23 protein-coding genes, 1 tRNA gene and 3 pseudogenes are annotated in these 22285 nt (G+C 58.6%); 14 read left to right on the top strand and 13 right to left on the bottom strand.

Translation table 11 applies throughout. From position 1 onward, the window contains the following. Positions 1-16: 16 nt before the first annotated feature. Positions 17-763, bottom strand: a complete 747-nt coding sequence (fnr, locus tag YA0848_RS14815; protein ID WP_034114290.1) for a fumarate/nitrate reduction transcriptional regulator Fnr — start codon at positions 761-763, stop codon at positions 17-19. A 329-nt stretch (positions 764-1092) separates the two neighbouring features. On the opposite strand from fnr, the gene YA0848_RS14810 reads away from it, so the two are divergent. Then, positions 1093-1887 carry a universal stress protein gene (locus YA0848_RS14810; protein WP_034097616.1) on the top strand — a complete coding sequence of 265 codons (795 nt, stop codon included), beginning with the start codon at positions 1093-1095 and terminating at the stop codon, positions 1885-1887. A 68-nt stretch (positions 1888-1955) separates the two neighbouring features. Here YA0848_RS14810 and YA0848_RS14805 read toward each other — a convergent pair whose 3' ends face one another. Next, entirely contained in the window at positions 1956-2498 is a 543-nt protein-coding gene (locus tag YA0848_RS14805; RefSeq protein WP_034097617.1) for an Hsp20/alpha crystallin family protein, read from the bottom strand. 75 nt (positions 2499-2573) lie between these two features. After that, positions 2574-4067 carry a basic amino acid/polyamine antiporter gene (locus YA0848_RS14800; protein ID WP_034113571.1) on the bottom strand — a complete coding sequence of 498 codons (1494 nt, stop codon included), beginning with the start codon at positions 4065-4067 and terminating at the stop codon, positions 2574-2576. Positions 4068-4343: 276 nt separating this feature from the next. Between YA0848_RS14800 and YA0848_RS14795 the strand changes: the two genes are divergently transcribed. Together YA0848_RS14795 and YA0848_RS14790 are read left to right on the top strand one after the other, a co-directional pair. Continuing rightward, positions 4344-4430, top strand: a tRNA-Leu gene (locus YA0848_RS14795). A gap of 172 nt (positions 4431-4602) precedes the next feature. Further along, positions 4603-5151: pseudogene (locus YA0848_RS14790) on the top strand (integrase arm-type DNA-binding domain-containing protein); the annotation flags it as partial. Between the two features lie 42 nt (positions 5152-5193). On the opposite strand, the pseudogene YA0848_RS14785 reads toward YA0848_RS14790, so the two are convergent. Then, positions 5194-5417, bottom strand: a pseudogene (locus YA0848_RS14785) (IS66 family transposase); the annotation flags it as partial. 230 nt (positions 5418-5647) lie between these two features. Here YA0848_RS14785 and YA0848_RS14780 point away from each other — a divergent pair. The 3 genes from YA0848_RS14780 to YA0848_RS14770 all read left to right on the top strand — a co-directional run bounded on the left by YA0848_RS14780 (position 5648) and on the right by YA0848_RS14770 (position 7541). Beyond that, positions 5648-6121 (top strand): hypothetical protein, encoded by a 474-nt coding sequence (locus tag YA0848_RS14780; RefSeq protein WP_232925122.1) that lies wholly within the window; start codon positions 5648-5650, stop codon positions 6119-6121. A gap of 65 nt (positions 6122-6186) precedes the next feature. Further along, positions 6187-6708, top strand: coding sequence for a DUF2846 domain-containing protein (locus tag YA0848_RS14775; protein ID WP_169867857.1), 522 nt, complete (start codon positions 6187-6189; stop codon positions 6706-6708). 212 nt (positions 6709-6920) lie between these two features. Continuing rightward, positions 6921-7541: a hypothetical protein gene (locus tag YA0848_RS14770; protein WP_232925121.1), complete on the top strand. Its 621-nt coding sequence runs from the start codon at positions 6921-6923 to the stop codon at positions 7539-7541. A 284-nt stretch (positions 7542-7825) separates the two neighbouring features. Here the strand turns inward: YA0848_RS14770 and YA0848_RS14765 are convergent. Next, a pseudogene (locus YA0848_RS14765) lies at positions 7826-8111 on the bottom strand (DNA cytosine methyltransferase); the annotation flags it as partial. 257 nt (positions 8112-8368) lie between these two features. Between YA0848_RS14765 and YA0848_RS14760 the strand changes: the two are divergent. The 4 genes from YA0848_RS14760 to YA0848_RS14745 all read left to right on the top strand — a co-directional run bounded on the left by YA0848_RS14760 (position 8369) and on the right by YA0848_RS14745 (position 10286). Beyond that, positions 8369-8749 carry a hypothetical protein gene (locus YA0848_RS14760; protein WP_169902514.1) on the top strand — a complete coding sequence of 127 codons (381 nt, stop codon included), beginning with the start codon at positions 8369-8371 and terminating at the stop codon, positions 8747-8749. Between the two features lie 121 nt (positions 8750-8870). Next, positions 8871-9197, top strand: coding sequence for a DUF2388 domain-containing protein (locus YA0848_RS14755; protein WP_034113580.1), 327 nt, complete (start codon positions 8871-8873; stop codon positions 9195-9197). Between the two features lie 122 nt (positions 9198-9319). Next, entirely contained in the window at positions 9320-9922 is a 603-nt protein-coding gene (locus YA0848_RS14750) for a hypothetical protein (RefSeq protein ID WP_034113582.1), read from the top strand. A gap of 22 nt (positions 9923-9944) precedes the next feature. Beyond that, the gene (locus YA0848_RS14745) at positions 9945-10286 is read left to right on the top strand and encodes a hypothetical protein (RefSeq protein ID WP_232925120.1); all 342 of its coding nucleotides are present in this window, start codon (positions 9945-9947) and stop codon (positions 10284-10286) included. A gap of 108 nt (positions 10287-10394) precedes the next feature. On the opposite strand, the gene dld is transcribed toward YA0848_RS14745, so the two are convergent. Next, positions 10395-12149, bottom strand: a complete 1755-nt coding sequence (dld, locus tag YA0848_RS14740) for a D-lactate dehydrogenase (RefSeq protein WP_034113584.1) — start codon at positions 12147-12149, stop codon at positions 10395-10397. Between the two features lie 214 nt (positions 12150-12363). On the opposite strand from dld, the gene YA0848_RS14735 reads away from it, so the two are divergent. Further along, positions 12364-13260, top strand: coding sequence for a LysR family transcriptional regulator (locus tag YA0848_RS14735; RefSeq protein WP_034097631.1), 897 nt, complete (start codon positions 12364-12366; stop codon positions 13258-13260). 244 nt (positions 13261-13504) lie between these two features. Here the strand turns inward: YA0848_RS14735 and YA0848_RS14730 are convergent, their stop codons facing one another. Next, entirely contained in the window at positions 13505-13756 is a 252-nt protein-coding gene (locus tag YA0848_RS14730) for a hypothetical protein (protein ID WP_244192377.1), read from the bottom strand. 307 nt (positions 13757-14063) lie between these two features. Between YA0848_RS14730 and gabP the strand changes: the two genes are divergently transcribed. The 3 genes from gabP (at position 14064) to YA0848_RS14715 (ending at position 16858) form a co-directional block, all read left to right on the top strand. Then, positions 14064-15473 carry a GABA permease gene (gene gabP / locus YA0848_RS14725; protein WP_047882417.1) on the top strand — a complete coding sequence of 470 codons (1410 nt, stop codon included), beginning with the start codon at positions 14064-14066 and terminating at the stop codon, positions 15471-15473. Beyond that, complete coding sequence (locus tag YA0848_RS14720; protein ID WP_169902515.1) at positions 15470-16552, top strand: GlxA family transcriptional regulator; 1083 nt, start codon at positions 15470-15472, stop codon at positions 16550-16552. The genes gabP and YA0848_RS14720 overlap by 4 nt, the downstream gene beginning before the upstream one ends. A 108-nt stretch (positions 16553-16660) precedes the next feature. After that, positions 16661-16858, top strand: coding sequence for a hypothetical protein (locus YA0848_RS14715; RefSeq protein WP_169902516.1), 198 nt, complete (start codon positions 16661-16663; stop codon positions 16856-16858). Between the two features lie 52 nt (positions 16859-16910). On the opposite strand, the gene YA0848_RS14710 is transcribed toward YA0848_RS14715, so the two are convergent. The 6 genes from YA0848_RS14710 to YA0848_RS14685 all read right to left on the bottom strand — a co-directional run bounded on the left by YA0848_RS14710 (position 16911) and on the right by YA0848_RS14685 (position 22275). Then, the gene (locus YA0848_RS14710) at positions 16911-17429 is read right to left on the bottom strand and encodes an isochorismatase family protein (protein ID WP_169902517.1); all 519 of its coding nucleotides are present in this window, start codon (positions 17427-17429) and stop codon (positions 16911-16913) included. 219 nt (positions 17430-17648) lie between these two features. Beyond that, positions 17649-18731, bottom strand: a complete 1083-nt coding sequence (locus YA0848_RS14705) for a protein-glutamate methylesterase/protein-glutamine glutaminase (RefSeq protein WP_034097636.1) — start codon at positions 18729-18731, stop codon at positions 17649-17651. After that, positions 18694-19227, bottom strand: a complete 534-nt coding sequence (gene cheD, locus YA0848_RS14700) for a chemoreceptor glutamine deamidase CheD (RefSeq protein ID WP_034097638.1) — start codon at positions 19225-19227, stop codon at positions 18694-18696. The genes YA0848_RS14705 and cheD overlap by 38 nt, the downstream gene beginning before the upstream one ends. Further along, positions 19224-20033 (bottom strand): CheR family methyltransferase, encoded by an 810-nt coding sequence (locus YA0848_RS14695; RefSeq protein WP_034097641.1) that lies wholly within the window; start codon positions 20031-20033, stop codon positions 19224-19226. Before YA0848_RS14695 ends, cheD begins: the two co-directional genes overlap by 4 nt. A gap of 9 nt (positions 20034-20042) precedes the next feature. Next, positions 20043-20582 carry a chemotaxis protein CheW gene (locus YA0848_RS14690; protein WP_034097643.1) on the bottom strand — a complete coding sequence of 180 codons (540 nt, stop codon included), beginning with the start codon at positions 20580-20582 and terminating at the stop codon, positions 20043-20045. A gap of 37 nt (positions 20583-20619) precedes the next feature. Next, on the bottom strand, positions 20620-22275 hold the full coding sequence (locus YA0848_RS14685) for a methyl-accepting chemotaxis protein (RefSeq protein WP_169902518.1): 1656 nt from the start codon (positions 22273-22275) through the stop codon (positions 20620-20622). Positions 22276-22285: the final 10 nt, after the last annotated feature.

Below are 22285 nucleotides of genomic sequence, written 5' to 3'. Positions count from 1 at the left end.
CGCAGCGCAGGTGGGTTCAGAACGTCGGTGGACGATGACAACCGGCAACGAGCTGCGTGAGCCCGCACAGATCGTGGACCTCGACATTGCGGCTGTTGATCGTGACGAGCCGCAAGTCGCGCAGGTGGGCGATGCTGCGGCACACGGTTTCCAGGCGCAGACCCAGGTAGGAGCCGATCTCCTCGCGGCGCATCTTCAACACGAAGCGTGTGCCGGAATAACCGCGCGCACTCAGACGTTGCGACAAGTTCAGCAAAAAAGCGGCCAGACGTTCGTCGGCATTCATGTTGCCCAACAGCATGAGCATGCTGTGGTCGCGCACGATTTCCCGGCTCAACAACCGATTGAGGTTGTGCTGCAGGGAGGGCAGGGTTTGTGCGAGCTTTTCCAACTGCGCGAAGTGCATGGGGCAGACTTCGCTGTCTTCGAGGGCGACGGCACTGCATGCGTGTTCGTCGGCGCTGATGGCGTCCAGGCCCAGCATCTCTCCAGGGATCTGGAAACCGGTAACCTGCTCACGGCCGTCCACTGAAACAATACTGGTCTTGAATGAGCCGATGCGGATCGCGTAAAGCGAGCGCAAGGGGTCGCCGGCGCGGTACAAGGCCGTGCCTTTTTTGACTCTGAAGCGTTGCACGATGAGCTCGTCCAGGCGATCGACTTCCTGGCTGGAGAGGCTGATCGGCAGGCACAGCTCAACGACGCTGCATTGGGAGCAGGCTGACTTGAGGTGCTGAACGCTGATGGGCTGAGTATCCGGCAAGTGGCGTGCCTCCCCAATGATCACCGATCAAGTCTAGGTACTGCGTCATGCCTTACCAGCCTATTGCTGTCATTCCTGAGATAAACCGACGAGCGGAAAAGAAGTCCGGCCGAATGGATTGAGGAGAAGCTATCGGCGAATTCGCTCGAGTGGCTGGGTTAACTCCTATGCACCCGTCCAGTCAGTTCGGTGGGTTTACTTGATAAAAATCAGCACCTGCGCGAACGAGCACTCGATACTGAGGTTGGCGCTTTGCCGGATACACCTGTTCAACGGCAGAGCGAGCCCACCACACGCACTGCTCAGGTCTTGGTTTGCCGGAGTATGGGATGCTCACGCTTAGTCGAGTTCTGTTGCTTGCATCGACCGACACGGCCCACACACCTGCCTTTTTACGCGCCCATTCGCTGGCCCATGCCACCCATGCCACGTTGCAGATCCTGAGGTTGGAGGGTGTTGACGCGTTCAAGCATGACGTGGGCAGCGCCGCAGATGCGGCGCGGGTCGTTGAATATGTGAACTGCTTCCAAGCCGATCTGGTACTTACCGACTGCCTGTATGTGCCCGCACTGGACCGTGCGTTTCATCGCCCGTTGGATAGCTGGCTGCTGCGCAGGGGTTCGGCGCCGTTGTATCTGGTCACCCAGGCCACGCCACCTAAACCTCTGAAGGTGCTGGCGAGTGTCGACCTGTCCCATCTCGAAGACATGACCTGGGGCCTGAACGAACGCATCCTCGAATTGGCCCAGGCCGTGGCGGCGCCATGTGGTGCTGCGTTGCACCTGTGCAATGTCAGCGGTTGGACCGTTCTGGGCGACAGTCCCATGAGCGTACCGACCCGTAGCCTGGACACGCACTTCAAAAAAGCCGTGCGGGACGCCCAGCACGAAGCGCTGGAAGGGCTGACCGAGCGTTACGGCATCGAGCGTGAGCGTCAACATGACCTCAACGGTGTGCCGCACCAGGAGATCACTCGGTTCGCCCGTTGCAATGCTTTCGACACACTGGTACTGGGCGCGGCGGCGCTCGGCACCGACGGTGTGCTGGGCTCCACCGCCGAACGCGTGCTTAACCGTACGCCGTGCAACCTGCTGTTGGTCCAACCGCCGTCACGGTGCCGCTGATCGAGCCTGTAACCGTGCAAAAAAAAGCCCCTTGGCGAGAGATCGGCAAGGGGCACCGTGGCTAAACCTCAGTTGTTTTTGATCGGCACCACTTTATCGGCCTTCATGGCTTCGGCTTTTTTCGGCAACGAAATGCTCAGCACGCCTTTGCTGAAGCGTGCGTCGATCTTGTCGGCGTCGATCCCTTTGGGCAGGTTGAACGCCCGTTCGAAGGCGCCGTAGTGACGTTCGCTGAGGTGGTAGCCTTGGGTTTTTTCTTCCTTGACCGCCTGCTTTTCACCCCGGATGATCAGGCTGCCGTTGGACAGTTTGATCTCGATGTCCTTCTGATCCATGCCGGGCAGTTCGGCGGTGATTTCGTAGCTTTTGTCTTTCTCGGTGATATCCACGGCAGGCGTGCCGTGACCGATCAGCTCGCGGCGCCAGAACGGTTCGACATCGAACAGCCCGCGCCCAAAGGGGGACGGCATGGGGCTACGGTTGAAGTCGTCGAACAAGTGGTCCACCTGCTGGCGCAGTTTCTCCAGCGGGCGCCAAAGGTCGGCGGACAACGGATGCTGGGTGCCTTTCTTTTCGGTAGTTACCGGCATTTTCTTCGCGGAATTGCTCATTGCGGTACTCCTCTTCGAATGAACGGTAAGCGGCGGGCAACCTGCCCACGGCTTACCAAGACAGAACACAAGCGGCTATAAGCTCAGCGCTCCGGACCACAGCATCCAGCCCGCATACGCAGCGGCCGCCCAGATGATGATCAGCAGCCCGGTTTCGGGGCCGTTGAGCGGTTGGCCTTGGCGCGCTTTCATAGTGCCCAGGTAGATCAACGAACCCGGGGCGTACAGCAACGCGCTGAGCAACATGTACTTGGGCCCGGCCGCGTACAGCAGCCACAGGCAATACAGCGTGGCCACGGCCGCGATGGCCATGTCGCGCAGTTGCAGGGCGCGGTGCCCGGCATAGGTCTGGCCTTGCCAGGCCATCTTCAGGGCATACAGACCACTGAACAGATACGGCAGCAGGATCATCGAGGTGGCCAGGGAAATCAGCGCCAGGTAACTCGCGCTTGAGTAGAGCGTCAGTAGCAGGAACAGCTGGATGCAACCGTTGGTGATCCACAACGCATGGGCTGGCACGCCTTGGTTGTTTTCCACCGCCAGCGCACCCGGCATGACCTTTTCCTTGGCTGGGGTGAAGATCGATTCCGCTGCCAGCAGCGTCCAGGCGAGCAGGGCGCCACCCACCGAAATAATCAAACCGACACTGATCAGCACCGCGCCCCAGGGCCCAGCCGCAGCCTCAAGCACACCGGCCATCGATGGGTTTTTCAGGGTCGCCAACTCAGGCTGCTTCAGAACGCCCAGCGACAGCAGCGACACGGCAATCAACAGAACCAGAGTGATCAGAAACCCCAAGACCGTGGCGCGACCGACATTCGCTCGCTCCGCCGCGCGGGCAGAGAACACGTTGGCCCCCTCAATGCCAATAAACACCCACACCGTGACCAGCATGGTGCTCTTGACTTGGTCGAGGGTACTGCCCAGCGCTGGCGCGCCCCAGAAATCGACACTGAATGTCTCGCGCTGAAAGGCGGCGATCACCAGGCCGATAAACAGCAGCAACGGCACAATCTTGGCCACCGTTGTCAGCGCATTGGCCCGCGCGGCGGTGCGCATGCCGCGCAGGATCATCCAATGCAAGGCCCACAGCACTACCGAGGCGCCAAGGATCGCCGCTTTATTATTGCCTTCGCCGAACAACGGGAAGAAGTAGCTCAGCGCAGCGAACAGAATCACCAGATAACTAACGTTACCGATCCAGGCACTGATCCAGTAGCCCCACGCGGAATTGAAGCTCAGGTATTCACCGCCCAGTGCGCGGGCGTAGGCGAACACGCCATTGTCCAGCGCCGGTTGGCGGTTGGATAACGTCTGGTAGACCAGCGCCAATGACAGCATGCCGATGCCAGTAATCAGCCAACCAATCAGAATCGCCGCGGCCCCGGCACTGGCGGCCATGTTCTGCGGCAAGCTGAATATGCCGCTGCCGATCATTGACCCGACCACCAGAGCGATCAACAGGCTCAGGGATAAGCGCTTTGGCTCGACCTTTTGCAAAGCCCCCGCAAGCGGTTGTGGGGCAGTCGTCGGCGCGATGGGTTGAGTGTCTTGCAGGTGCGTAGCCATGGAAGCCTCCACAAAAACCAACGTTTCTGCAGCCATCGAGGGCGATGGCGCGACTGCTGGCTCTAATGTGTGAGTGAATGACCAGGGCCTGCTTGATATATATCAAGAACAACGCAAACGCAGATTGAACTACCGCTGTGGACGTGCCTGGGGGAGGGTGTAGATCACTGATCTGTCAGGTTTTTTCATTCGGGGTTTGTTTCATAAAGCCGCCACTCGACCTTGCATCGACGCGCTCGGGTCTATATATTCCGAACCCTGCTGCACCGCGCTACCGCCCGAATGGCGAAACTGGTAGACGCATGGGACTTAAAATCCCCCGCTCGTAAGGGCGTGCCGGTTCGATTCCGGCTTCGGGCACCATCTTACATTCCACTGAGAGCTTTCGAGCTCCGTGGAAGCCTTGAAAAACCTGCCTTCTGGCGGGTTTTTTAGTTTTTGCATTCTGTCGGTTGCTGGTCCGGTTTGCTGAAATCAAGCCGTTTTAGGGGTGATTTTAGGGGTAGTAATTGGTTCGATTAAGGAGAGTACCCTTATGTCGCGCACAACTGCTCCGCTTACTGATTCTGCCTGCCGCTTAGCCAAGCCTAGGGGCGTCCCTACAAGCTGCTCGACGGTGACGGTCTGTACTTGCTTGTCCAGCCCAATGGCCGTAAAGGCTGGCGCCTCAGGTATGTAAAGCCAGATAACCGGGAAGGGCTGACCTCCCCCGGAAGCTAGCCCGTAATTGGACTAGCTGATGCGCGCAGATGGCATAGACCCTGTAGAACACAAACGCAAAGCCAAAACCAAAACCGAAGGAGAGCTGACCCGGCTGACGCTTATGTTGTCGTTGCATGTGTTTGTTCGATCCAGTGGATTGCGTTTCTCCCGCTGGTGCGGGTTCGACCTCAAACACGGGTTGTGGGAGAGCCCGGATACGCGACCCGAGCTTCACGAGGTACGCCACTCAACACGGGGAACGAAAATGGCGGGGGATGTAAACTTCGTTCCTTTGTCACCGCAAGTTGTGGCATTGCTTGAGCAGATTCACACCCTTACCGGCACGTTCGACCTGGTTTCTGCGGGCGATGCGAAACCCTGGATGAGATTGCAAGGTGTGTTTAAAAATCCGGGGCGATTCACACAGCCAGTTCGAGCGCCCAACAGCCCACGGTCAATCCGGTTCTCAGCCCAGTTGTTGTCAATGTGGACGGCGCTGTTATCGAGTTAGAAGGACAGTCCTGCCCAGGGTTTTAAGTTACAATCGAACGCCCTGCTGATAGCCCAACCTTCGGGCACAGCGTCACGCTGGGCGATTATCCAGGCATACAACCTATCCATTACCGGCACGGCTTTTTCTTGGCGGACAATAGGCTCGAACGAGCCGGCAACATGGGACTATGTATGCGTTTTCGGTTCGCTCGGCTGGGATCTACAAACTGCAAGATTACTGATCGGAAAAAAGACCAATGCTAGGGAAAGTCAGCAGTAAACGTCTTGTCTGGGTTACGGGCGCACTTTGCGCGGCCCTTCTGTCCGGGTGCGCTACGTCACGCTACGACGGCAGGCACGCACCGGACCCGAGTAAGGCGATCATCATGGGTTCGATTGGTGAGAGCTTTCCGATGATGCAGCCCCATGGGCTGGTGGTTGAAATCGACCAACAGGGAGCACCCGGTACCGCAATACGGCTGACGACGCTGGGCAATGAAGATGATCAGCCATCACCCTCTTTGTTGGGCCATTACTTCATGTATGAAGTGCCGCCTGGCGAGTATGAGTACACGCAGTGGCATTACGTGTATTACTCAGGAAAATCGATGCCGCGCCCTGTGCCTGCGGTTTTCTCTGTGAAGGCCGGGGAAACTCTCTATATCGGCGATCTGCGCGCCGATGCCCTGCGCTTTTGCCTGTCCAACGTGAACAACGCCGAGGACACGGTGCAGGCGCTCAAGCGTAAGTACCCGATGCTCAAGGACCGCAACATCGTGAATCTGACGCCGAAGAGCGGTTTTGCGCCTTGGCCGAGTTCTGATGCCACTGACTTCGGTAAAGGGCTGTGCAAGATCTGAATTCGGTAGCGGTGACAGTCATCCAACCCGACGGCCGTTGATCCACGTTCAAGGAGTTCCATGCCATGAAGCGCTGTACGCTACTCTGGGTCGGCCTGTTCGCAGCCCTGGCCTCACTGACCGGCTGCATCAGCGGTCCGGACCTCAAAGGTCAACCGTTCTTCACATCACCGGCTGAACCCCGTGCGGATGAGGCCACGGTGTACTTCTATCGCACCTCGGCCAGCATCGGTAGCGGCGTGGCCCCGACCATTGAGGTCGATGGCCGCGCCATCGGCAGCTTGCCTTCCGGTAGTTTTTTCAAGGCCGGTATTCCTGCCGGCAAGCACAGCGTCGCCTCCACCTCGCCACCCATCATCAGCGGTATGGTTAACCAGCGTTTCGATATCACCGTCGAAAATGGAAAGGTGTATTACATCGCCGATCAACTTAGCACCTCTGACTACACGGATGGGCAGACCTTGGGTGAAGTCGACGGCCGTCGTTTCAGTGGAACAATGTTTTACTCGCGCTACGCGCTTGTGCCTGGCGAGGAAGCGTTGCGTTCCATCAAGTGGTGCCAGGAGTTGCCGGCACCTGCACCGTAACCACGCGGGACTCATGCCCGGCCTGGCCACCACAAGCCCAGCCATCAACGTTGGGCTAACCCAGGATGAGAGCGAGTAGGCAAACCAGTATGGTTATTGCGGGGTGACGTGAGTAGTCGAAGGGCAGAGCGCGATGAGAAAGCCCTGTGATCCGTTCCAGACTGTCCGGTAATAGTGCTAACGTCTGCGCTGCAATCCCTCGAGACGGCCAGATGAATCATCAAAAATCCGCTAGCGCCACGGCAACCAATGCTGGCGGGCTCAGGGCTGCCCACCCGCCTATTTGGTATTACGGCCCCGAAATACCAATTATCGGAAACAACGGTATGGGTGTTTTTGGCTTCTCTCTTGCGCTACTTCTGCTTTTACCGGGCTACGGACTAGCGATGTACCTTTTTTCAGGGCAGGACGTCATTCATGGTGTGCAGCCTAACCAAGGCGAGAGCCTCACGGCGTCATCCTTCATTCTGTTAATACTGGTCAGTGCAGTGTTCATTGGTGCGTTCTTTGCCTGGGTTGTCTCTGAGCCTCAAGTGCAGGCATTCACGTTCGACGAATACCAGCAGCGGCTGACCCTCACCATAACTCGTCGTTGTCGAAGCCCCGTTCAAGTACACGTACCGTTTAGCGAGATCATCTCCATCCGCCCTTATGTGATGACATCGTCTGCTCATGATGGACACTTTCGCGTCGCGTATCGCGGAGCGAAGGGCAAGTTTTTTGAGCATTGTGTAGGGGACGGTACTTCTCTGGAAAATATTGAGTTTCATGGTGCGTGGTTGCGTGGAATGTTAGGAGAGCGAATGTGCGAGTTGGTAGATCTCGACAAATGAAAGCAGCCTAAACCAGTCTGATATACCAGCACTACTGGTCGGCCCCATCAGGTTTTCTTAAGTCATACGGCATCCCTTGCCGGGCCATGTCCGGCAGTGGAGTAGATTGATTGAACTGCCGATCCCACCAAGTGCCGAAACAGCTACCACCCGAGGACGTAGCGATGACTGAAGAAAAGAACAAAGAGCCCGAGCAGGAAACCCCGGCGCACTCCACCGAGGAAGAGCGCAAACGCTTGAAGGACTTCAACAAGGACGGAATTCCGCCTGGTTCAAGCTGATTATCAAGCCGCGCGCGCTTGGCATTGCTCCGTGCAACACGGGTCATTGGCCCGTGCCAGCGCTGCCATCGGCGGCGGGCCAATGCCACTGCCGCACATGTGCACCAGTCTTGGTGAACGGCTTGCCGTCGGCGCCGTGGCTGATGAAGTAGTCGGCCGGGAAGCCATCGGCCTTGTACGGCTCGGACGGCTTTTGCATCTGCAGGCAGATGTCGACGATCACGTAGGGTGTGCCCTTCACCATCACGGTGCCCATGGCCAAGCGGTCCTTGGTGGCATAGGCTGGAGATGTCTACGGCGCTGGTGGTAATCCAAATCGCTCCTTGCAGTGCAAGCAAAACCCCACGCTAAGTATCGTGTGTGTTTGGGCAGATACCGTTCTCCAGGGCAATAGCAATTTGGCGTTGATTGAGTATTACGGATTACAGGCATGGAGCCGAATCAAGGAGTGATACAGATTCACTAAGCACGGTCGAGCCCCGAGCTTTTTGTTTCCATTCTCCTGAACTGATAAGATTCAGCCCCCCCTCGAATGGACTCGTTTTAATGCGCACATCCCTGATGCCGCTGGCCTTCTTGGCCATTTTCACCAGCATTTCCTTGCCCGCCCACGCTGAAACGCAAAATGACCGAGGCATCCATTGCGCGGCCTACTACGAATTGCTTTCAGTAGCGGGTGACCAACCCGATTTAAGCCGCAAGCAGTCCTCAAGAGCCTTCTATGCACTGCTGGTGCATGCTGGCGATACCCCGAAAGCTCAGGATGACGTTGCGCAAAAATTGGTGGACTTGCGCAAAGAGATACCCGGGCCGATGACGCCAGCTGGCACTGCCAAGCTACGTGAAAAATATGACGCCGAATGCAGAGTCCTTCTGAAGGCCGCCTGGTGCGAAGCCTACAAAGATCCGGGTGCTTGTGGTGCGTAATGCCTTGGCGGGTAGCAGCATAGGCACCTGCCATCGAGCCCGGCGAAGTGCTGGGCTATTGTTATAGGTGTCCATCACTCTGTTAGGGTGACACCCTTTGATCGCAATGGAAGCTTCAACAATGAATTCATGGACGCCCCTGGCGATCGCCATATTGGCGCTAGTCGGTACTCAGGCAGTGGCTGCAGAAAACGCCAACCCTATCGATAAAGGGCTGATGATTACCACATTCCTACCTACCATCTTGATTGGCGGAATAACTTCGCTGACGACCGAGCCGCCCAAGACATTCAAAGCGGCCAAGACCGATGCCTTAGCCTTCATCGGTTCCGACGGCGAAATACGCGGCGCTCAGTTTGAACAAGCATCCCGGTACTACCGCTCGAAGCACACCACGCCACTTATGTCGGACATGCAGCTCGCCCAGGCTATCGCGACTTCATTCTGAAGCCGATCTTCAAGCGCGTCACGGCGCTAGACCTTTGGTTTCTAGGATGCGATTTTCATCTGTTATGCAATGCTCCTCCTTTCTTGTGGTCTCTACCCTGACTCCGCAAAAGGACAGGCTCCATGTCGATACGCGCCACCCTCTGCCTGCTGACCCTTCCGCTGTTCGCAGGCTGCCAGTATTTCCCACACACCGATTACTTCACTGCACCCGAACACGAGTCCAACCCCGCCTGGATACGCATCGTCAACTTCACTCAGCATGCCGATCTGTATCAATACCAAGACGGTAAACGTTCCGGTGGAGTAATTCGCAGTGGGCCGCTTCCGTTCATCCAGACGCGGGATGAGGGGATGCCCAAAGCAGGGCAAAACCTCACGTCGGACTACTACGAAACTCAGATCCGACCAGGCATCGAAACGCACGTTGGGATGCTCTGGGAGGGAGGTCGCACGCAATCCTGCTACGTCACGGCGAAGTTCACGCCCCAAGCTGGGCGCTTTTACCAGTTCAGGCTGACATCAGGTTCGACGGGCACTTGCACCATGTACCCGTCGCTGATCGAGCGCGACAAGGACGGAGACGGGTGGCATCTCACTCCAAATACACAAGTGACGTACAAGGGCGAAGGGCCGACGGCCAAAACTCATTACAACAACAGCCGCTTTGAGAATCCCGATTACCATCCACCTGCGGATCACTATCCCGGCGTGGATGTTTTATAAGAATATCGACGAGTACAAACTTATGTCTGCCAACACGAACACTGGGAGTCGGTCTTTTGGTGTCCGAAAGTATTGGCTGAACCGCGGCGAACGAGCATCAGAGGATCTGTTCGCATGGTCGGCTTTTGTCGCGCAAACCGAGTTCCTGTGGCAAGACATTGCTTTGGTCCAAGACGCTGTCGCTTGGCAGCGCCTTTGGTTCGAACTGGAGATAATCAACGGGCTTGCGTTGGCGCACTGGGATGAGCAGGGAAGACCCGATGACTGGTCATGCTGCTGGAACAAAAACTATCGACACGAAGCGGCCGCCTTGGCGTCTGAACTGATAGCACTGCTGTGCGTTGCAGATCCATCTGCTCCCTGACTCGCGACTCATCGAGCGACCTCGGAAGGTCTGACCACCCAATCGGCTTCGCAGGCACCTCCAATCGGATGCGCTTGCCCGCCCATGTTGCCGCCATGGTCGGCATCATCAATTGCGCATTTCCGGGTCCCGGTAGAACGCGAACTTGGAGGTGTGACCGATGCCTGGGTTGAAGCAGTTGCATGGGTCCAAGTTCACGTAGTGATTACGCAACGCTGGTTTGGCGTTATACAGATGGCCTACGTTGTGCTCGGCCGGGTATTCGGCGCCCCGGCGATCCAGCAGTTTCCACATTTTATGTTCGATGGCCATGCAGTCGTTCCCCTTTTTCACGATGTAGTCCTGGTGGAAGACATGGCAAAGGAAATGGCCGTAGTAGAGCTTGAGAATGATCGCTTCTTCGATCTCTGCCGGCAGCTGTTCGAACCAGCTACGTTCATTGCGTGGCAGGGCGATGTCCAGCGCCAGAATGTTCTCCACGGATCGGGTATGTACGGCGCGGTAGCGATTGGCTGCACCTGCAGCTGCGAAGCGATGCAGAAAGGCTTTTTCGCCTTCTTCCGGCGTGCACTCGAAGAAACTCCCGCGAGTCTTGGAGAAATAGCCCTTGAGGAAAGCTCGCGCCTCATCTGCGCCCTCGGCGGTTACTTTCAATAGGAGGTGATGCTCATATTTCTTATGGAAGTCCATCATCCGTGCCGGTAGATGACGCGGAAAGAGATGACTGGCCGCTTGCATGATGCGATCCGTCAAATGCGACGGTAGGAAAGGAATGCGATCGAAGAGCGCGTCGAACCGGGCCTTGAGTGCGAACAGCCCCGGCAGTCGCGCCGTACCGAGGTAATGGATCATCAGGAACGTATCCTTGCCGTACTTCTCGGCGATCTCAAAGGCGTCGCGGTGCAGGTATTCACCTGAAATGGGCAGGTGCTTGAACTTGGCCAGTACGGCCCTGCGAACGTCGGTCAGTTCCTCAGTCTTGTTGGTGCCGATGTAAAAGACCTGCGGGTTCTTTTCGATCGGAAAGGTGTCCAGGCGCACAGCGAATACCATGACTTTTCCGGCCGACCCTGACGATTCATAGAGTCGCTGAGGATCTGCATTAAAGCGGGCCGGGGTCGGCTCATCGATCTCACGGACGTGTTCGACATAGGCATGATCGTGGCCGACGCCTGCGTCATGAAGAACGTCGTCATCGGAAATTTTCCCCGCATCCAGGCTCGCGAGCACATCCTCCTCTGTTCCCTGGAAGCGGATGCCAAGGTGGTTCACCAAGTGCAGGCGGCCGGCTTCGTCAACACGCGCGAACACCGACATCTGGGTATAGGCCGGCCCGCGCTGCACCAGAGCACCGCCTGAATTGTTGCAGATGCCGCCGAACACCGAAGCGCCGATGCAGCTTGAGCCTATGACCGAATGGGGCTCACGGCCGATGGGCTGAAGCGCGCGTTCAAGCTGGTCTAGCGTCGCGCCGGGCAAGCAGACTACCTGCTTGCCACCCTCGATCAAGTAGATGGTCTTCATGCGCGAGGTGCTGACGATGACGATGTCGCGGTCGTAGTCGTCCCCATCTGGCGTCGAGCCCCCGGTCAGCCCTGTATTGGATGCTTGTGAGATCACGATGACGTTTGCCTCGACGCACGCCTTCAGCACACGCCATTGCTCAACCAGCGACCCGGGCCGCACGACGGCCAGTGCCCGGCCTGTACCGAAGCGAAATCCCGTGCGGTAGCGGCGGGTCTTGCTTTCGCCGGTCAAAAGATGCTTCTTCCCGACGATTGCTGCGAGATTGGAAACGAGATGGCTATGATCGCTGCCAGGTTTAACAGAAGCGGCGGGCGCCCATTCGGGAACGGCAGACATAGATGATTCCTTGATTGAGTTCATCGGGCACATGTCACGCAGTGCCAGGACACTCCAGCCGGTGTCAGAAAGCTATTCGCTGGAGTGCATGGCCGTTATCGTAAGAACGCACACCCATTCGATCCAATACTTCGTGATTGCATCTTCAAGACGATATTCGTCTTGGAGCGTATGATCCCAAGGACGCCCACTATCAGTCTGCGGAGGATCAACCATGGAGTTTCGCCAACTGCGGTACTTCCTTGCCGTCGCCGAGCACCTTCATTTCACCCTGGCCGCAGAACGGCTCGGCATTGCACAGCCGCCGTTGAGTCAGCAGATTCTTAAGCTCGAGAAGGAAATCGGCACCAAGCTTTTCATGCGCTATCCGCGTCGCGTTGAGTTGACCGAAGCGGGCGTCATCTTCAAGGAGCACGCGAAGCGGGTGCTGGACGAAGCCAACGACGCCTTGGAGCATGTCAAGAAGGCCGCTCGGGGGGAGAGCGGTCATCTCTCAATTGGATTCGCTGGCTCAACGGTGTTCCATCCGTTGGTGGCAACGACTCTTCGGCAGTTTCGCCAAAGCTACCCGGGTGTCCTGATTAAGACAGAAGAAAGCAACAGCACCGCGCTGCTGGATAAAGTCGTCAATAGCCAGATGGACTGTGCCATCGTCCGCTTACCCCTCAATTGCGCAGAGCTGCTAACAGTTCCTTTGGTCGAAGAGGAGATGGTTGCGGTATTGCCTACCGGTCATCCGTTGGGCCGATTGCGGAGCGTGGAACTCGCGCAACTCGCTTGCGACCCTTTTATCATTTTTCCCCGTTCAATCGGGCCGGACCTCTACGACTCGATCATCAGCGCCTGCCGATCGGCCGGATTTTCCCCGCGAATCGAATTGGAGTCGCCACAGCTATCTTCCACGGTGAATATGGTCGCTGCAGGTTTTGGCGTGACGTTGATTCCTGCATCTATCCGCCAGATCCATGCGGTCGGCGTCACCTATCAAAAGTTGAGGCACAAGACGTTGAAGACGACGATCGCGCTGGTTTTCAGGCCCCGGGAGAAGTCCGTGACCGTTCGGAATTTCGTGGAAAATCTGCGTATCGTTGGCCGACAAAAAAAGGAGTAACTCTGGGGACGGCGCAACAAACGGGGGAGGGGTCGTTGGCGTTGGCGGTGTGGCGTAGGGCATCGTTGCTCCGGCCACGCTTGCGCCGGGTTATCTGCGAGGCGATGTTGGCAACCGCGAATCAGCAGTTAGAGGCAAACTAACTGCTTGAAAGAACAACCCTGTATCTTGAGTAAGTCGAAGACTTGGTAGCGGACGAGTCATACGTCGCGGCGACGGTGATCAATGTTCTCCCTTTTTAGACTCAATGCTGCGGCGCAGACCATACCGAGAGCTCCTTGAGCTTTTGTTCGGTTGCCGCATCGAATTGCGCCTGAAGCCATTGCGCCGTGTCATCTGTAATGCTGCCCGAGCACAATAACCCTATAACAAAACCGTCCGCCCGTGCTCCGGCCTTTACGGCCATGATCATCGAGCCAGCTTTTTGAATTTCAGTCATGATTTTGTCTGCCTGGCGCTTCACGCCGGTGGGCATTTCTTTGCTGATATCGACCACTTTCCATACTCCACACACAAGCACTTGCTGGCTATAAGCCTTTATCCGGCGCTGTTCGCGCTCTGTTCTAGAAGAGTCCCGAGAAGCGCCAGCGTTCCAATAAATTTGGATCCAATAGGCTGGGGAGTGGGCATTGGATCGAGCGCTTGCGCGTGACGCCAATGTCGATATCAGGCGCCTGGATGACGCAATGAGGCTATTTTGGCCAGTGGTATGCCGCGTACTGTGACCCGTCATTGAGAAATGATGATCGCCTGACCCTCTGGTCAGCACGTCTTAACGTCGATCACAGAGAATAAAAAGAACGATGAATAGCCTGAGTTCCAAGGATTCGAACGGCCAACTGGCGCAGGGCTTCAAGCCGCGTCATGTCACCATGCTCTCCATCGCCGGCATTATCGGTGCTGGGTTGTTTGTCGGGTCCGGGCATGCGATTGCGGCGGCGGGCCCTGCAGTCATGCTGGCGTATTTTTTTTCCGGGCTGCTGGTGGTGCTGGTCATGCGCATGCTGGGGGAGATGGCGGTGGCCAATCCGGACACCGGCTCCTTCTCGACCTATGCCGACCAGGCCATCGGCCGCTGGGCCGGGTTTACGATTGGCTGGCTGTACTGGTGGTTCTGGGTGCTGGTGATACCGATCGAAGCCCTGGCCGCCGGGCATATCTTGAACCAGTGGTTTCCCCAGATCGACGCTTGGCTGTTTGCCTTGTTGTCGATCTTTTTGTTAGTGGTCACCAATTTGTTCAGTGTCTCCAAGTACGGAGAATTCGAGTTCTGGTTTGCCATGGCCAAGGTCGTGGCGATCATCGGCTTTATCGGCCTGGGTGGCGCCGTGCTGATGGGCTGGATTCCCGAGCGGGAGGCCAGTGGCTTGAGTCGACTGATGGAGGAGCATGGCGGTTTTGCCCCGAACGGTATGTCTGCGGTCGTGGGCGCGTTCATTACCATCATGTTCAGCTTTATCGGAACGGAGGCGGTCACCATCGCCGCAGCGGAGTCCAGCAACCCCGCGCAGAATATCGCCCGCGCCACACGTTCGGTGATGTGGCGTATCGGCGTGTTCTATGTGCTGTCGATCTTCGTGGTGATTTCCGTGGTGCCTTGGAATGACCCTTTGCTGGCGTCCGTCGGTTCCTATCAACGGGCACTGGAGTTGATGAATATTCCCCATGCCAAGTTGCTGGTCGACGGTGTCGTGCTGATTGCCGTGGCCAGTTGCATGAACTCCTCTATCTACATTGCCTCGCGTATGTTGTATTCCCTGGGCAAACGCGGCGATGCGCCCACGTTGATGAAAAAGACGTCGGCAGCCAGCGTGCCTAGGGCCGCGGTGATCGCCAGTACCGTGCTGGGGGCTGGCGTGACGTTGCTCAGCTACTTCATGCCGGCCGGGCTGTTCCAGTTCCTGCTGGCCAGTTCCGGGGCGATCGCGTTGTTGGTGTACTTGGTGATCGCCATTTCGCAACTGCGTATGCGCAAGCTTATGCAGCGCCGCAATATCACGCTGACGTTCAAGATGTGGCTGTTTCCCTGGCTGACCTGGTTGGTCATCGCCTTTATTTGCGCCGCGCTGGGGGTGATGCTGGTGACGCCAGAGCATCGTCTTGAGGTGTCTTCGACGATTGGGTTGGCGTTGCTGATTTCACTGGTGGGGGTTATCACTGCGCGCCAACCCGTGCGCGCGCAGAGCCCACTTTCGATGGTTTCGCCGCCATGAATGCACGACCTGTGACCAGCATCCTGTTTGTGTTGTTGGACCGGTTCACGCTGATCTCATTGGCGTCGGCGGTCGAGCCGCTGCGCATGGCCAACCAATTGTCGGGGCAGGAGCTCTATCGTTGGTACACCGCCAGTTTCGACGGCACGCCCATCTGGGCCAGCGACGGCGTGCCCATCACGCCGGACAGCTCGGTGGATGCCGCCCCGTCGGCCGACATTATCTTCGTGTGCGGCGGGACGGGCATTCAAAACACGGTAACCCCCGAGCTGGTCAAGTGGCTGCGCGCGCAGGCGCGTTACTCCAAACGCTTGGGCGGCATCTGTACCGGCAGTTGGGTATTGGCCAGGGCAGGGCTGTTGGATGGCTTTGAGTGCAGCGTTCACTGGGAGTGGCTGGCCGCGATTCAAGAAGCGTTTGCGCGAGTGACTGTCAGCCCAAGCTTGTTCACCCTCGACCGCGGCCGCCTCACCAGTTCAGGGGGCACGGCGCCGATGGATATGATGCTGCACTTGATCGGCCTGGATCACGGGCATGAACTGTCAGCAGCCATTTCAGACATGTTCGTCTACGAACGCATGCGCAGTGAGCAAGACCACCAGCGCATACCGCTCAAGCACATGCTGGGCACTCAGCAGCCCAAGCTGCAGGAAATCGTGACGCTGATGGAGGCGAACCTTGAGGAGCCCATCGACCTGGACCACCTGGCGGAGTATGTCCAGCTCTCTCGGCGGCAGCTTGAACGGATGTTTCAGAAGTACTTGCACTGCTCGCCGTCGCGCTATTACCTGCGGCTGCGGTTGATCCGCGCGCGCCAATTGCTCAAGCAGACGCCCATCTCTATCGTCGAATTGGCGGTGCTCTGCGGTTTTGTATCGACGCCGCACTTTTCCAAGTGTTATCGAGAATACTTCGGTGTGCCGCCCAGCGATGAGCGGTTGGCGACGCTTGAGCGCACGGTGGTGCAGAAGCCGGTGATCAACGTCGTGCGCAAGCCGATGCCCATGAGTGTGCTGGAGCAAGCACGCTCCGAGGCAACGTTTGGCAGTTTCCGACGACTCAAATCCTCCCTGGGCTGACCGACGTTGGTGGTCACCGTTCGTCCAGTACTCGGCACTCGTGGGTCAGCCACTGGCTCTTATGATCAGGCGCGGGTATTCCGTGCTCAGTCACCACGGAGAGCCAACATGGATATCGATAAGAACGCACCGGGCAACCTTTCACAGCAGGCTGTCACGCGGGGCACCGACAACGAGACCGGGCATGATCCGCGCAAAGGCGACGACGCGTTGCCATTGCCACCCGATGACGAAGCGCCGCTGGAAGAGGATATGTCAGACGTAGATGCGGCGGATTCGGTCGCCAGTGAGCATCCGGACAACTGACGTGCTGTCTGCGGGGAGGGCACGCGCTTGCTCCCCGCATTGGCCATCGCTGCTAGAAGCACCAGTCCTCAGCTTTTACCACCTGGCAGAACGGCCCGTGCAACGTCGCGTTGTGATGGGCCACGATATCCTTGGCCTGCAGCGCCGCGGTGTCCGAGCAGGTGTGCCCATCGGCGATCAGCACTGCATCGAAGCCAAGATCACGGGCGGCACGGCAGGTGCTGTCGACGCAGTATTGGGTTTTCATACCCGCGATCACCACGCCCGTCGCCCCGACAGACCGTAAGCTGTTCGCCAGGTCGGTCTGGGCAAAAGCATTAGGCCGCTGCTTTTCAAACACCACTTCATTGCCTGAAAGCTTCAGCTGCGGCGCCAGCCTTGTGAGCGGGCTGTTCGGCGCCATCGGCGACCCTGCGGGCCCGACGTGGCGCGCGAGAAAAATCCCAGCCCCGGCGCGGCGGGCCTGATCCATCAGGCCATTGACGGTGTCGAGCATCGCCTCGCAACGCCAGGGTGTTTCCGGGCCATGAACCAGGCCGACTTGGATATCGAGTACCAACAGCGCATACATGGGTGCATCTCCTTGCGTTTGCGCCAGCAACACAAGGCACAAAAAAAGGCCCTGTCCATTGCTGGCGGGCCTTTGAAGTTCGTTGGCTATGGGCTCACGACACCTCGCACGCACCGCTTTGAGCGGTCGTGGTGAGGGTGGTCGAGGTGAGGCAATAACTTGTCATAAATCGACACTAGCAACACTGTCGCCAGCTGACAAGGGCGCAGCCCCTGGACGTCACTTATGCAAAATCGCCTGATGAATCTCCTGCAACGGCATGACGCGTTGGGCGGCGTTGAGTTTGATGGCTTCCTTGGGCATGCCGAACACCACACAGCTGGCTTCGTCCTGAGCTACCGTGGCGGCGCCGGCGTCGAGCATTTCCTTGAGACCGCGGGCGCCGTCGTCGCCCATGCCGGTCATGATGATGCCGGTGGCGTTCTTGCCGGCAAATTTGGCCACTGAGCGAAACAGCACATCCACCGACGGCCGATGGCGATTGACCAGCGGCCCGTCAATCACCTGGGCGTGATAGAAGGCACCGCTGCGGGTGACCATCAGGTGTTTGCCGCCGGGGGCGATCAAGGCCAGGCCGGGCAGGATACGGTCCTTATTGCGCGCTTCACGCACCTCGATCTGGCACAGGCCGTTGAGGCGCTCGGCAAAGGACGCGGTGAATTTTTCCGGCATGTGCTGCACGATCACTATGCCCGGGCACACCCTCGGCAGCGCCGTGAGCACCGCTTCTAGCGCTTGGGTACCGCCAGTGGAAGTGCCGATGGCGACGATGCGTTCGGTGGTCTGGGCCATGGCCTGGCCATTGGCGGCGGGCAGGATCGCATCCGCCGTGAGCTTGCTGGCAGGGACGGGGGCTGGTGTGGGCTTGGCGATGCGCTTGCCCAGGTTCTTGACGTTGGAGTTGGCCGCCGCACGAATCGCCGCCACCAGCTCGGGGCCGGACTCGATCAGGAAGTTTTTCAGCCCGGTGGTGGGCTTGGTGATGATCTCCACGGCGCCGGCCGACAACGCCTGTAGGGAGGTTTCCGCGCCTTTCTGAGTCAGCGACGAACAGATCACCACTGGCGTGGGGCGCTCGCTCATGATCTTGCGCAAAAAAGTGATGCCATCCATACGCGGCATCTCTACGTCCAGCACGATCACATCCGGCCATTCCCGCGCGAGCTTGTCCATGGCGAAGATCGGGTCGGAAGCCGCACCCATGACGTGGATATCCGGTGTGTCGTTGAAAATCGCCAGCAGCACCTGGCGTACCACGGCCGAGTCATCGACCAGCAGCACGCTGATTTTTTTGGTAGGCATCTTTTTCGAGTATTCCCATTGGTTGGTGCCGGACCCAGACGTTGCCGTTCCAGAGGTCGAACATAATCGTGCGATAGCCGGTACTGCCCATGTCCTGGGCCGTCAGGTGCAGGTGGTGGCGTTCTGCGAGGGCCAGTGCGGCGCGGATATTAAGGTTGGCCACGTTGTGGGCCGGTCGCTGGCGCGGTTGCTCAGGGAACATCTCGCCGCCGCCGAACACTTTGACTTGGTAATCCTGCGGCCGTGTACCGTTGGCGCGGGCGTGGCGCAGTAACAGTTCGAGGGCTTCGTCAGCGTACTTGCCATCCAGTGGCTGGCCCGTGCGGTTGCGCGCCGGCAGCATGAAATGGCACATGCCGCCGATGCGCCGCTGGGGGTGCCAGAAAGTGAACGCCACGCAGGAGCCGAGCAAGGTACGCAAACGCGTCGGGCAGGTGGCAAAGCTGACTTGGCCAGGGGCGAGCACCACTTCGGCGGCATTGGCTGGCTTTTTCATGGCTTGCGGTAAATCGACGGCGCCACCAGCTTCAACGTGTCATTCACGCCGTTGAGGCTTTCAGAGTGGCTGATGATGAAATAACCGCCGGATTTAAGCTGCGGCAACAGTCGTGCTACCACCTGGGTCTTGGTCGGCTGGTCGAAATAGATCATCACGTTGCGCAAGAAGATCACGTCGAATTCGCCCAGGCTGGGCAGGGGTTCATTAAGGTTGACCTGGACAAAACTGACGCGGTTGCGCAGCGGCTTGTCGATCAGGAGCGTACCTTCCTGGCGGCCGATGCCCTTGAGGCAGTACTTGACCAGCAGTGGCTGGGGCAGGTTGGCGGCGCGCTCCATGGGGTAGTGGCCGTTGCGCGCCTTGGCCAGCACTTGGGTGCTGATATCGGAGCCGAGCACTTCCCAAGGCGTGGTGTCCAGGCCTTCGGCCAGGGTCATGGCCAGGCTGTAGGGTTCTTCGCCCGAGGAACTGGCCGCGCTCCACACGCGGAACACCTTGCCGGGCGCGGCGTTGGGCAGCACCTGCTGGCGCAGGAAATCAAAGTGCTTGGGCTCGCGGAAAAAGTAGGTCTCGTTGGTGGTCAGCAGGTCCAGCGCCACTTGCAGCTCGCCTTTGCGCTGGTCGCTCATGATTAGTTTGAAGTACTCGCCGTAGCTCTTGAGTTCATAGTGCTTGAGCCGCTTGAACAGCCGGCCGGCCACCAGGGCCTTTTTGGCCGGTGACAGGTTGATGCCCGCCGCGCGATGCAGCCAGGACTGAAACTGGCCGAACTCGCGGTCATCCAGCGGGGTGGTATCAGGCATGATCGCACCTCACCGCGGGTCGAAGTCGAGGGCCGGCGCCTGGCCGGCTTCGGCAAGGCTGGACATCTCATCGATGGACAGCACCTTGTCCACCTCCAGCACAATCACAAACTTGCCCTCGACCTTGGCCATGCCGCTGATGAAGTCTGCACGAATCCGCGCGCCGAAGCTGGGCGGCGGCTCGATCTGGGTGGCCGGGATTTCCTGCACGGCGGACACGGTGTCCACCAGCAACCCGATATCCTGGGGCAGGCCGTCCTCGGTGCTGGCTTCGATAATGATCACGCATGAACGGCGGGTGATCTGCGAATTGGCCCGGCCAAAACGCGCCGACAGATCCACCACCGGAACCACCGCGCCGCGCAGGTTGATCACCCCGCGCACGAACGCGGGCATCATCGGCACCACGGTCAGGCTGCCGTATTCGATTATTTCCTTGATTCCCAGAATGCCGATGGCGAACATCTCGCCGCCGAGCATAAAGGTCAGGTATTGCGCATCCTCGTCGACCGCGACGGCGGCCTGGCGGGTAGTCATCACTGCGCCCATCTCATTACTCCCTGTGAGCCCGGATTGATGCGTACGATCAGAAACGGGTGAATTCCGATTCGTCCGGGGCACTGGCCATGTTGTAGGCAAAGGCCTTGCGCGCTGGCGGTTGCGCGGGGCGCGGCGGCTGGCGAGTCGGCTTGCTGCCGGCGCTGTCGACACTGCTTTGGGTGGCGGCCCTGGACGTCGTGTCGAGCACGAAGAAACTCATGGCCTGCTGCAATTGTTCGGCCTGGCTGCTCATCTCTTCGGCGGTGGCGGCCAGTTCTTCGCTGCTGGAGGCGTTCTGCTGGGTGACCTGGTTAAGCTGGGTCATCGCCGTGTTGATCTGCGCCACACCGGCGGCCTGCTCTTCGGACGCCGCGCTGATTTCCTGCACCAGGTCGGACGTTTTGTTGATCGACGGCACCATCTCATCAAGCAACTTGCCGGCTTTTTCGGCCATGTCGACGCTGCTGGAAGACAGTTCGCCGATTTCCTGAGCGGCAACCTGGCTGCGTTCGGCCAGCTTGCGCACCTCGGCGGCGACCACGGCGAAACCTTTGCCGTGCTCGCCGGCCCGCGCGGCCTCGATGGCGGCATTGAGCGCGAGCAAATTGGTCTGGTAGGCAATGTCATCGATGATGCTGATGCGCTGCGCGATCTTCTTCATCGCCACTACGGTCTGCTGCACTGACTCACCGCCGTCGGTGGCTTCCTTGGCGGCCTTGCTGGCCATGCCATCGGTGACCTTGGCGTTCTCAGTGTTCTGGTTGATGCTGGCGCTCATTTGTTCGATAGAGGCACTGGTTTCCTCGACGCTGGCCGCTTGTTCGCTGGTGGCCTGGCTCATCGATTGCGCCGTGGCGCTGACTTGCTCGGAGGCGCTGGCCAGGTTGTCTGCGGCATTGCGCACTTCGCCGATGATATGCGCCAGTTTGCCGACCATATTGCGCATGGCGTTGAGCACCATACCGGTTTCATCTTTGGCGCCCGGTTCGATCTGTGCACTGAGGTTACCTTCGGCCAATTGCTCGGCGGCGTTGGCGGCCTGCCTTAGGGGGCGAGAAATGATCCGTGCGATAAACATTGCCAGGCCCAAGCCGATCAAAAGGGCGGCGACCAAGGCCGCGATGATCGACAGACGCGAGCTTTCATACAGCGCAGAACCCTTGTCACCGGCAGCAGTGGCGCCAGCATCATTGAGCTCGACCATTTTTTGCAGGCGCGCGGTCACTTCATCGAAGTGCGTCTTGGATTCGCCCCTGAGCAGCCCGCGCGCTTGGGTTTCCTGGTTCTCCCGGGACAGCTCAAGCAACTGTTTACTGGTGGCCAGGTACGCAGCCCATCCGGTTTTCACGCTGTCCAGCAACTGCCGGTCTTCGTCATTCGATAGCAGTTGTTCATAGGTGCCCATGCGCGTCTCGAACTGCTGGCGCGCCTCGGCGGCTTCGCGTTCGGCCAGGGCCTTTTCCTCGGCGACCTCGGTGGAGATATGACGGTTCTCTTTCAAGCGGTAGTTGGCCGCAAAGAAGCGCATACCGGCCGCCGCGCGCATTGACGGCATCCAATTGCCGCGGATGTCCTGCGCGGCCTGGTTGACGCCCCCCAATTGGAGGATAGCGAAGGCACCCATGGCCGCTGTGAGCGCCAGGACCACCAGGAACGAGCTGATCAGCTTGGTGGAAATTTTTAGATCGTAAAACCATTTCATCGCGGAACCT

This window comes from Pseudomonas sp. S4_EA_1b (assembly GCF_016307435.1).
Lineage (GTDB): Bacteria > Pseudomonadota > Gammaproteobacteria > Pseudomonadales > Pseudomonadaceae > Aquipseudomonas > Aquipseudomonas rhodesiae.
This window is presented reverse-complemented; position numbering and strand designations above follow the sequence as displayed.

Excerpts from the sequence above, each read along its gene's own strand:
- YA0848_RS14810 (WP_034097616.1), top strand. The coding sequence starts at position 1,093 with ATGCTCACGCTTAGTCGAGTTCTGTTGCTTGCATCGACCGACACGGCC.
- YA0848_RS14805 (WP_034097617.1), bottom strand. The coding sequence starts at position 2,498 with ATGAGCAATTCCGCGAAGAAAATGCCGGTAACTACCGAAAAGAAAGGC.
- YA0848_RS14800 (WP_034113571.1), bottom strand. The coding sequence starts at position 4,067 with ATGGCTACGCACCTGCAAGACACTCAACCCATCGCGCCGACGACTGCC.
- YA0848_RS14780 (WP_232925122.1), top strand. The coding sequence starts at position 5,648 with ATGGGTTCGATTGGTGAGAGCTTTCCGATGATGCAGCCCCATGGGCTG.
- YA0848_RS14775 (WP_169867857.1), top strand. The coding sequence starts at position 6,187 with ATGAAGCGCTGTACGCTACTCTGGGTCGGCCTGTTCGCAGCCCTGGCC.
- YA0848_RS14770 (WP_232925121.1), top strand. The coding sequence starts at position 6,921 with ATGAATCATCAAAAATCCGCTAGCGCCACGGCAACCAATGCTGGCGGG.
- YA0848_RS14760 (WP_169902514.1), top strand. The coding sequence starts at position 8,369 with ATGCGCACATCCCTGATGCCGCTGGCCTTCTTGGCCATTTTCACCAGC.
- YA0848_RS14755 (WP_034113580.1), top strand. The coding sequence starts at position 8,871 with ATGAATTCATGGACGCCCCTGGCGATCGCCATATTGGCGCTAGTCGGT.
- YA0848_RS14750 (WP_034113582.1), top strand. The coding sequence starts at position 9,320 with ATGTCGATACGCGCCACCCTCTGCCTGCTGACCCTTCCGCTGTTCGCA.
- YA0848_RS14745 (WP_232925120.1), top strand. The coding sequence starts at position 9,945 with ATGTCTGCCAACACGAACACTGGGAGTCGGTCTTTTGGTGTCCGAAAG.
- dld (WP_034113584.1), bottom strand. The coding sequence starts at position 12,149 with ATGTCTGCCGTTCCCGAATGGGCGCCCGCCGCTTCTGTTAAACCTGGC.
- YA0848_RS14735 (WP_034097631.1), top strand. The coding sequence starts at position 12,364 with ATGGAGTTTCGCCAACTGCGGTACTTCCTTGCCGTCGCCGAGCACCTT.
- gabP (WP_047882417.1), top strand. The coding sequence starts at position 14,064 with ATGAATAGCCTGAGTTCCAAGGATTCGAACGGCCAACTGGCGCAGGGC.
- YA0848_RS14720 (WP_169902515.1), top strand. The coding sequence starts at position 15,470 with ATGAATGCACGACCTGTGACCAGCATCCTGTTTGTGTTGTTGGACCGG.
- YA0848_RS14715 (WP_169902516.1), top strand. The coding sequence starts at position 16,661 with ATGGATATCGATAAGAACGCACCGGGCAACCTTTCACAGCAGGCTGTC.
- YA0848_RS14710 (WP_169902517.1), bottom strand. The coding sequence starts at position 17,429 with ATGTATGCGCTGTTGGTACTCGATATCCAAGTCGGCCTGGTTCATGGC.
- YA0848_RS14705 (WP_034097636.1), bottom strand. The coding sequence starts at position 18,731 with ATGCCTACCAAAAAAATCAGCGTGCTGCTGGTCGATGACTCGGCCGTG.
- cheD (WP_034097638.1), bottom strand. The coding sequence starts at position 19,227 with ATGAAAAAGCCAGCCAATGCCGCCGAAGTGGTGCTCGCCCCTGGCCAA.
- YA0848_RS14695 (WP_034097641.1), bottom strand. The coding sequence starts at position 20,033 with ATGCCTGATACCACCCCGCTGGATGACCGCGAGTTCGGCCAGTTTCAG.
- YA0848_RS14690 (WP_034097643.1), bottom strand. The coding sequence starts at position 20,582 with ATGGGCGCAGTGATGACTACCCGCCAGGCCGCCGTCGCGGTCGACGAG.
- YA0848_RS14685 (WP_169902518.1), bottom strand. The coding sequence starts at position 22,275 with ATGAAATGGTTTTACGATCTAAAAATTTCCACCAAGCTGATCAGCTCG.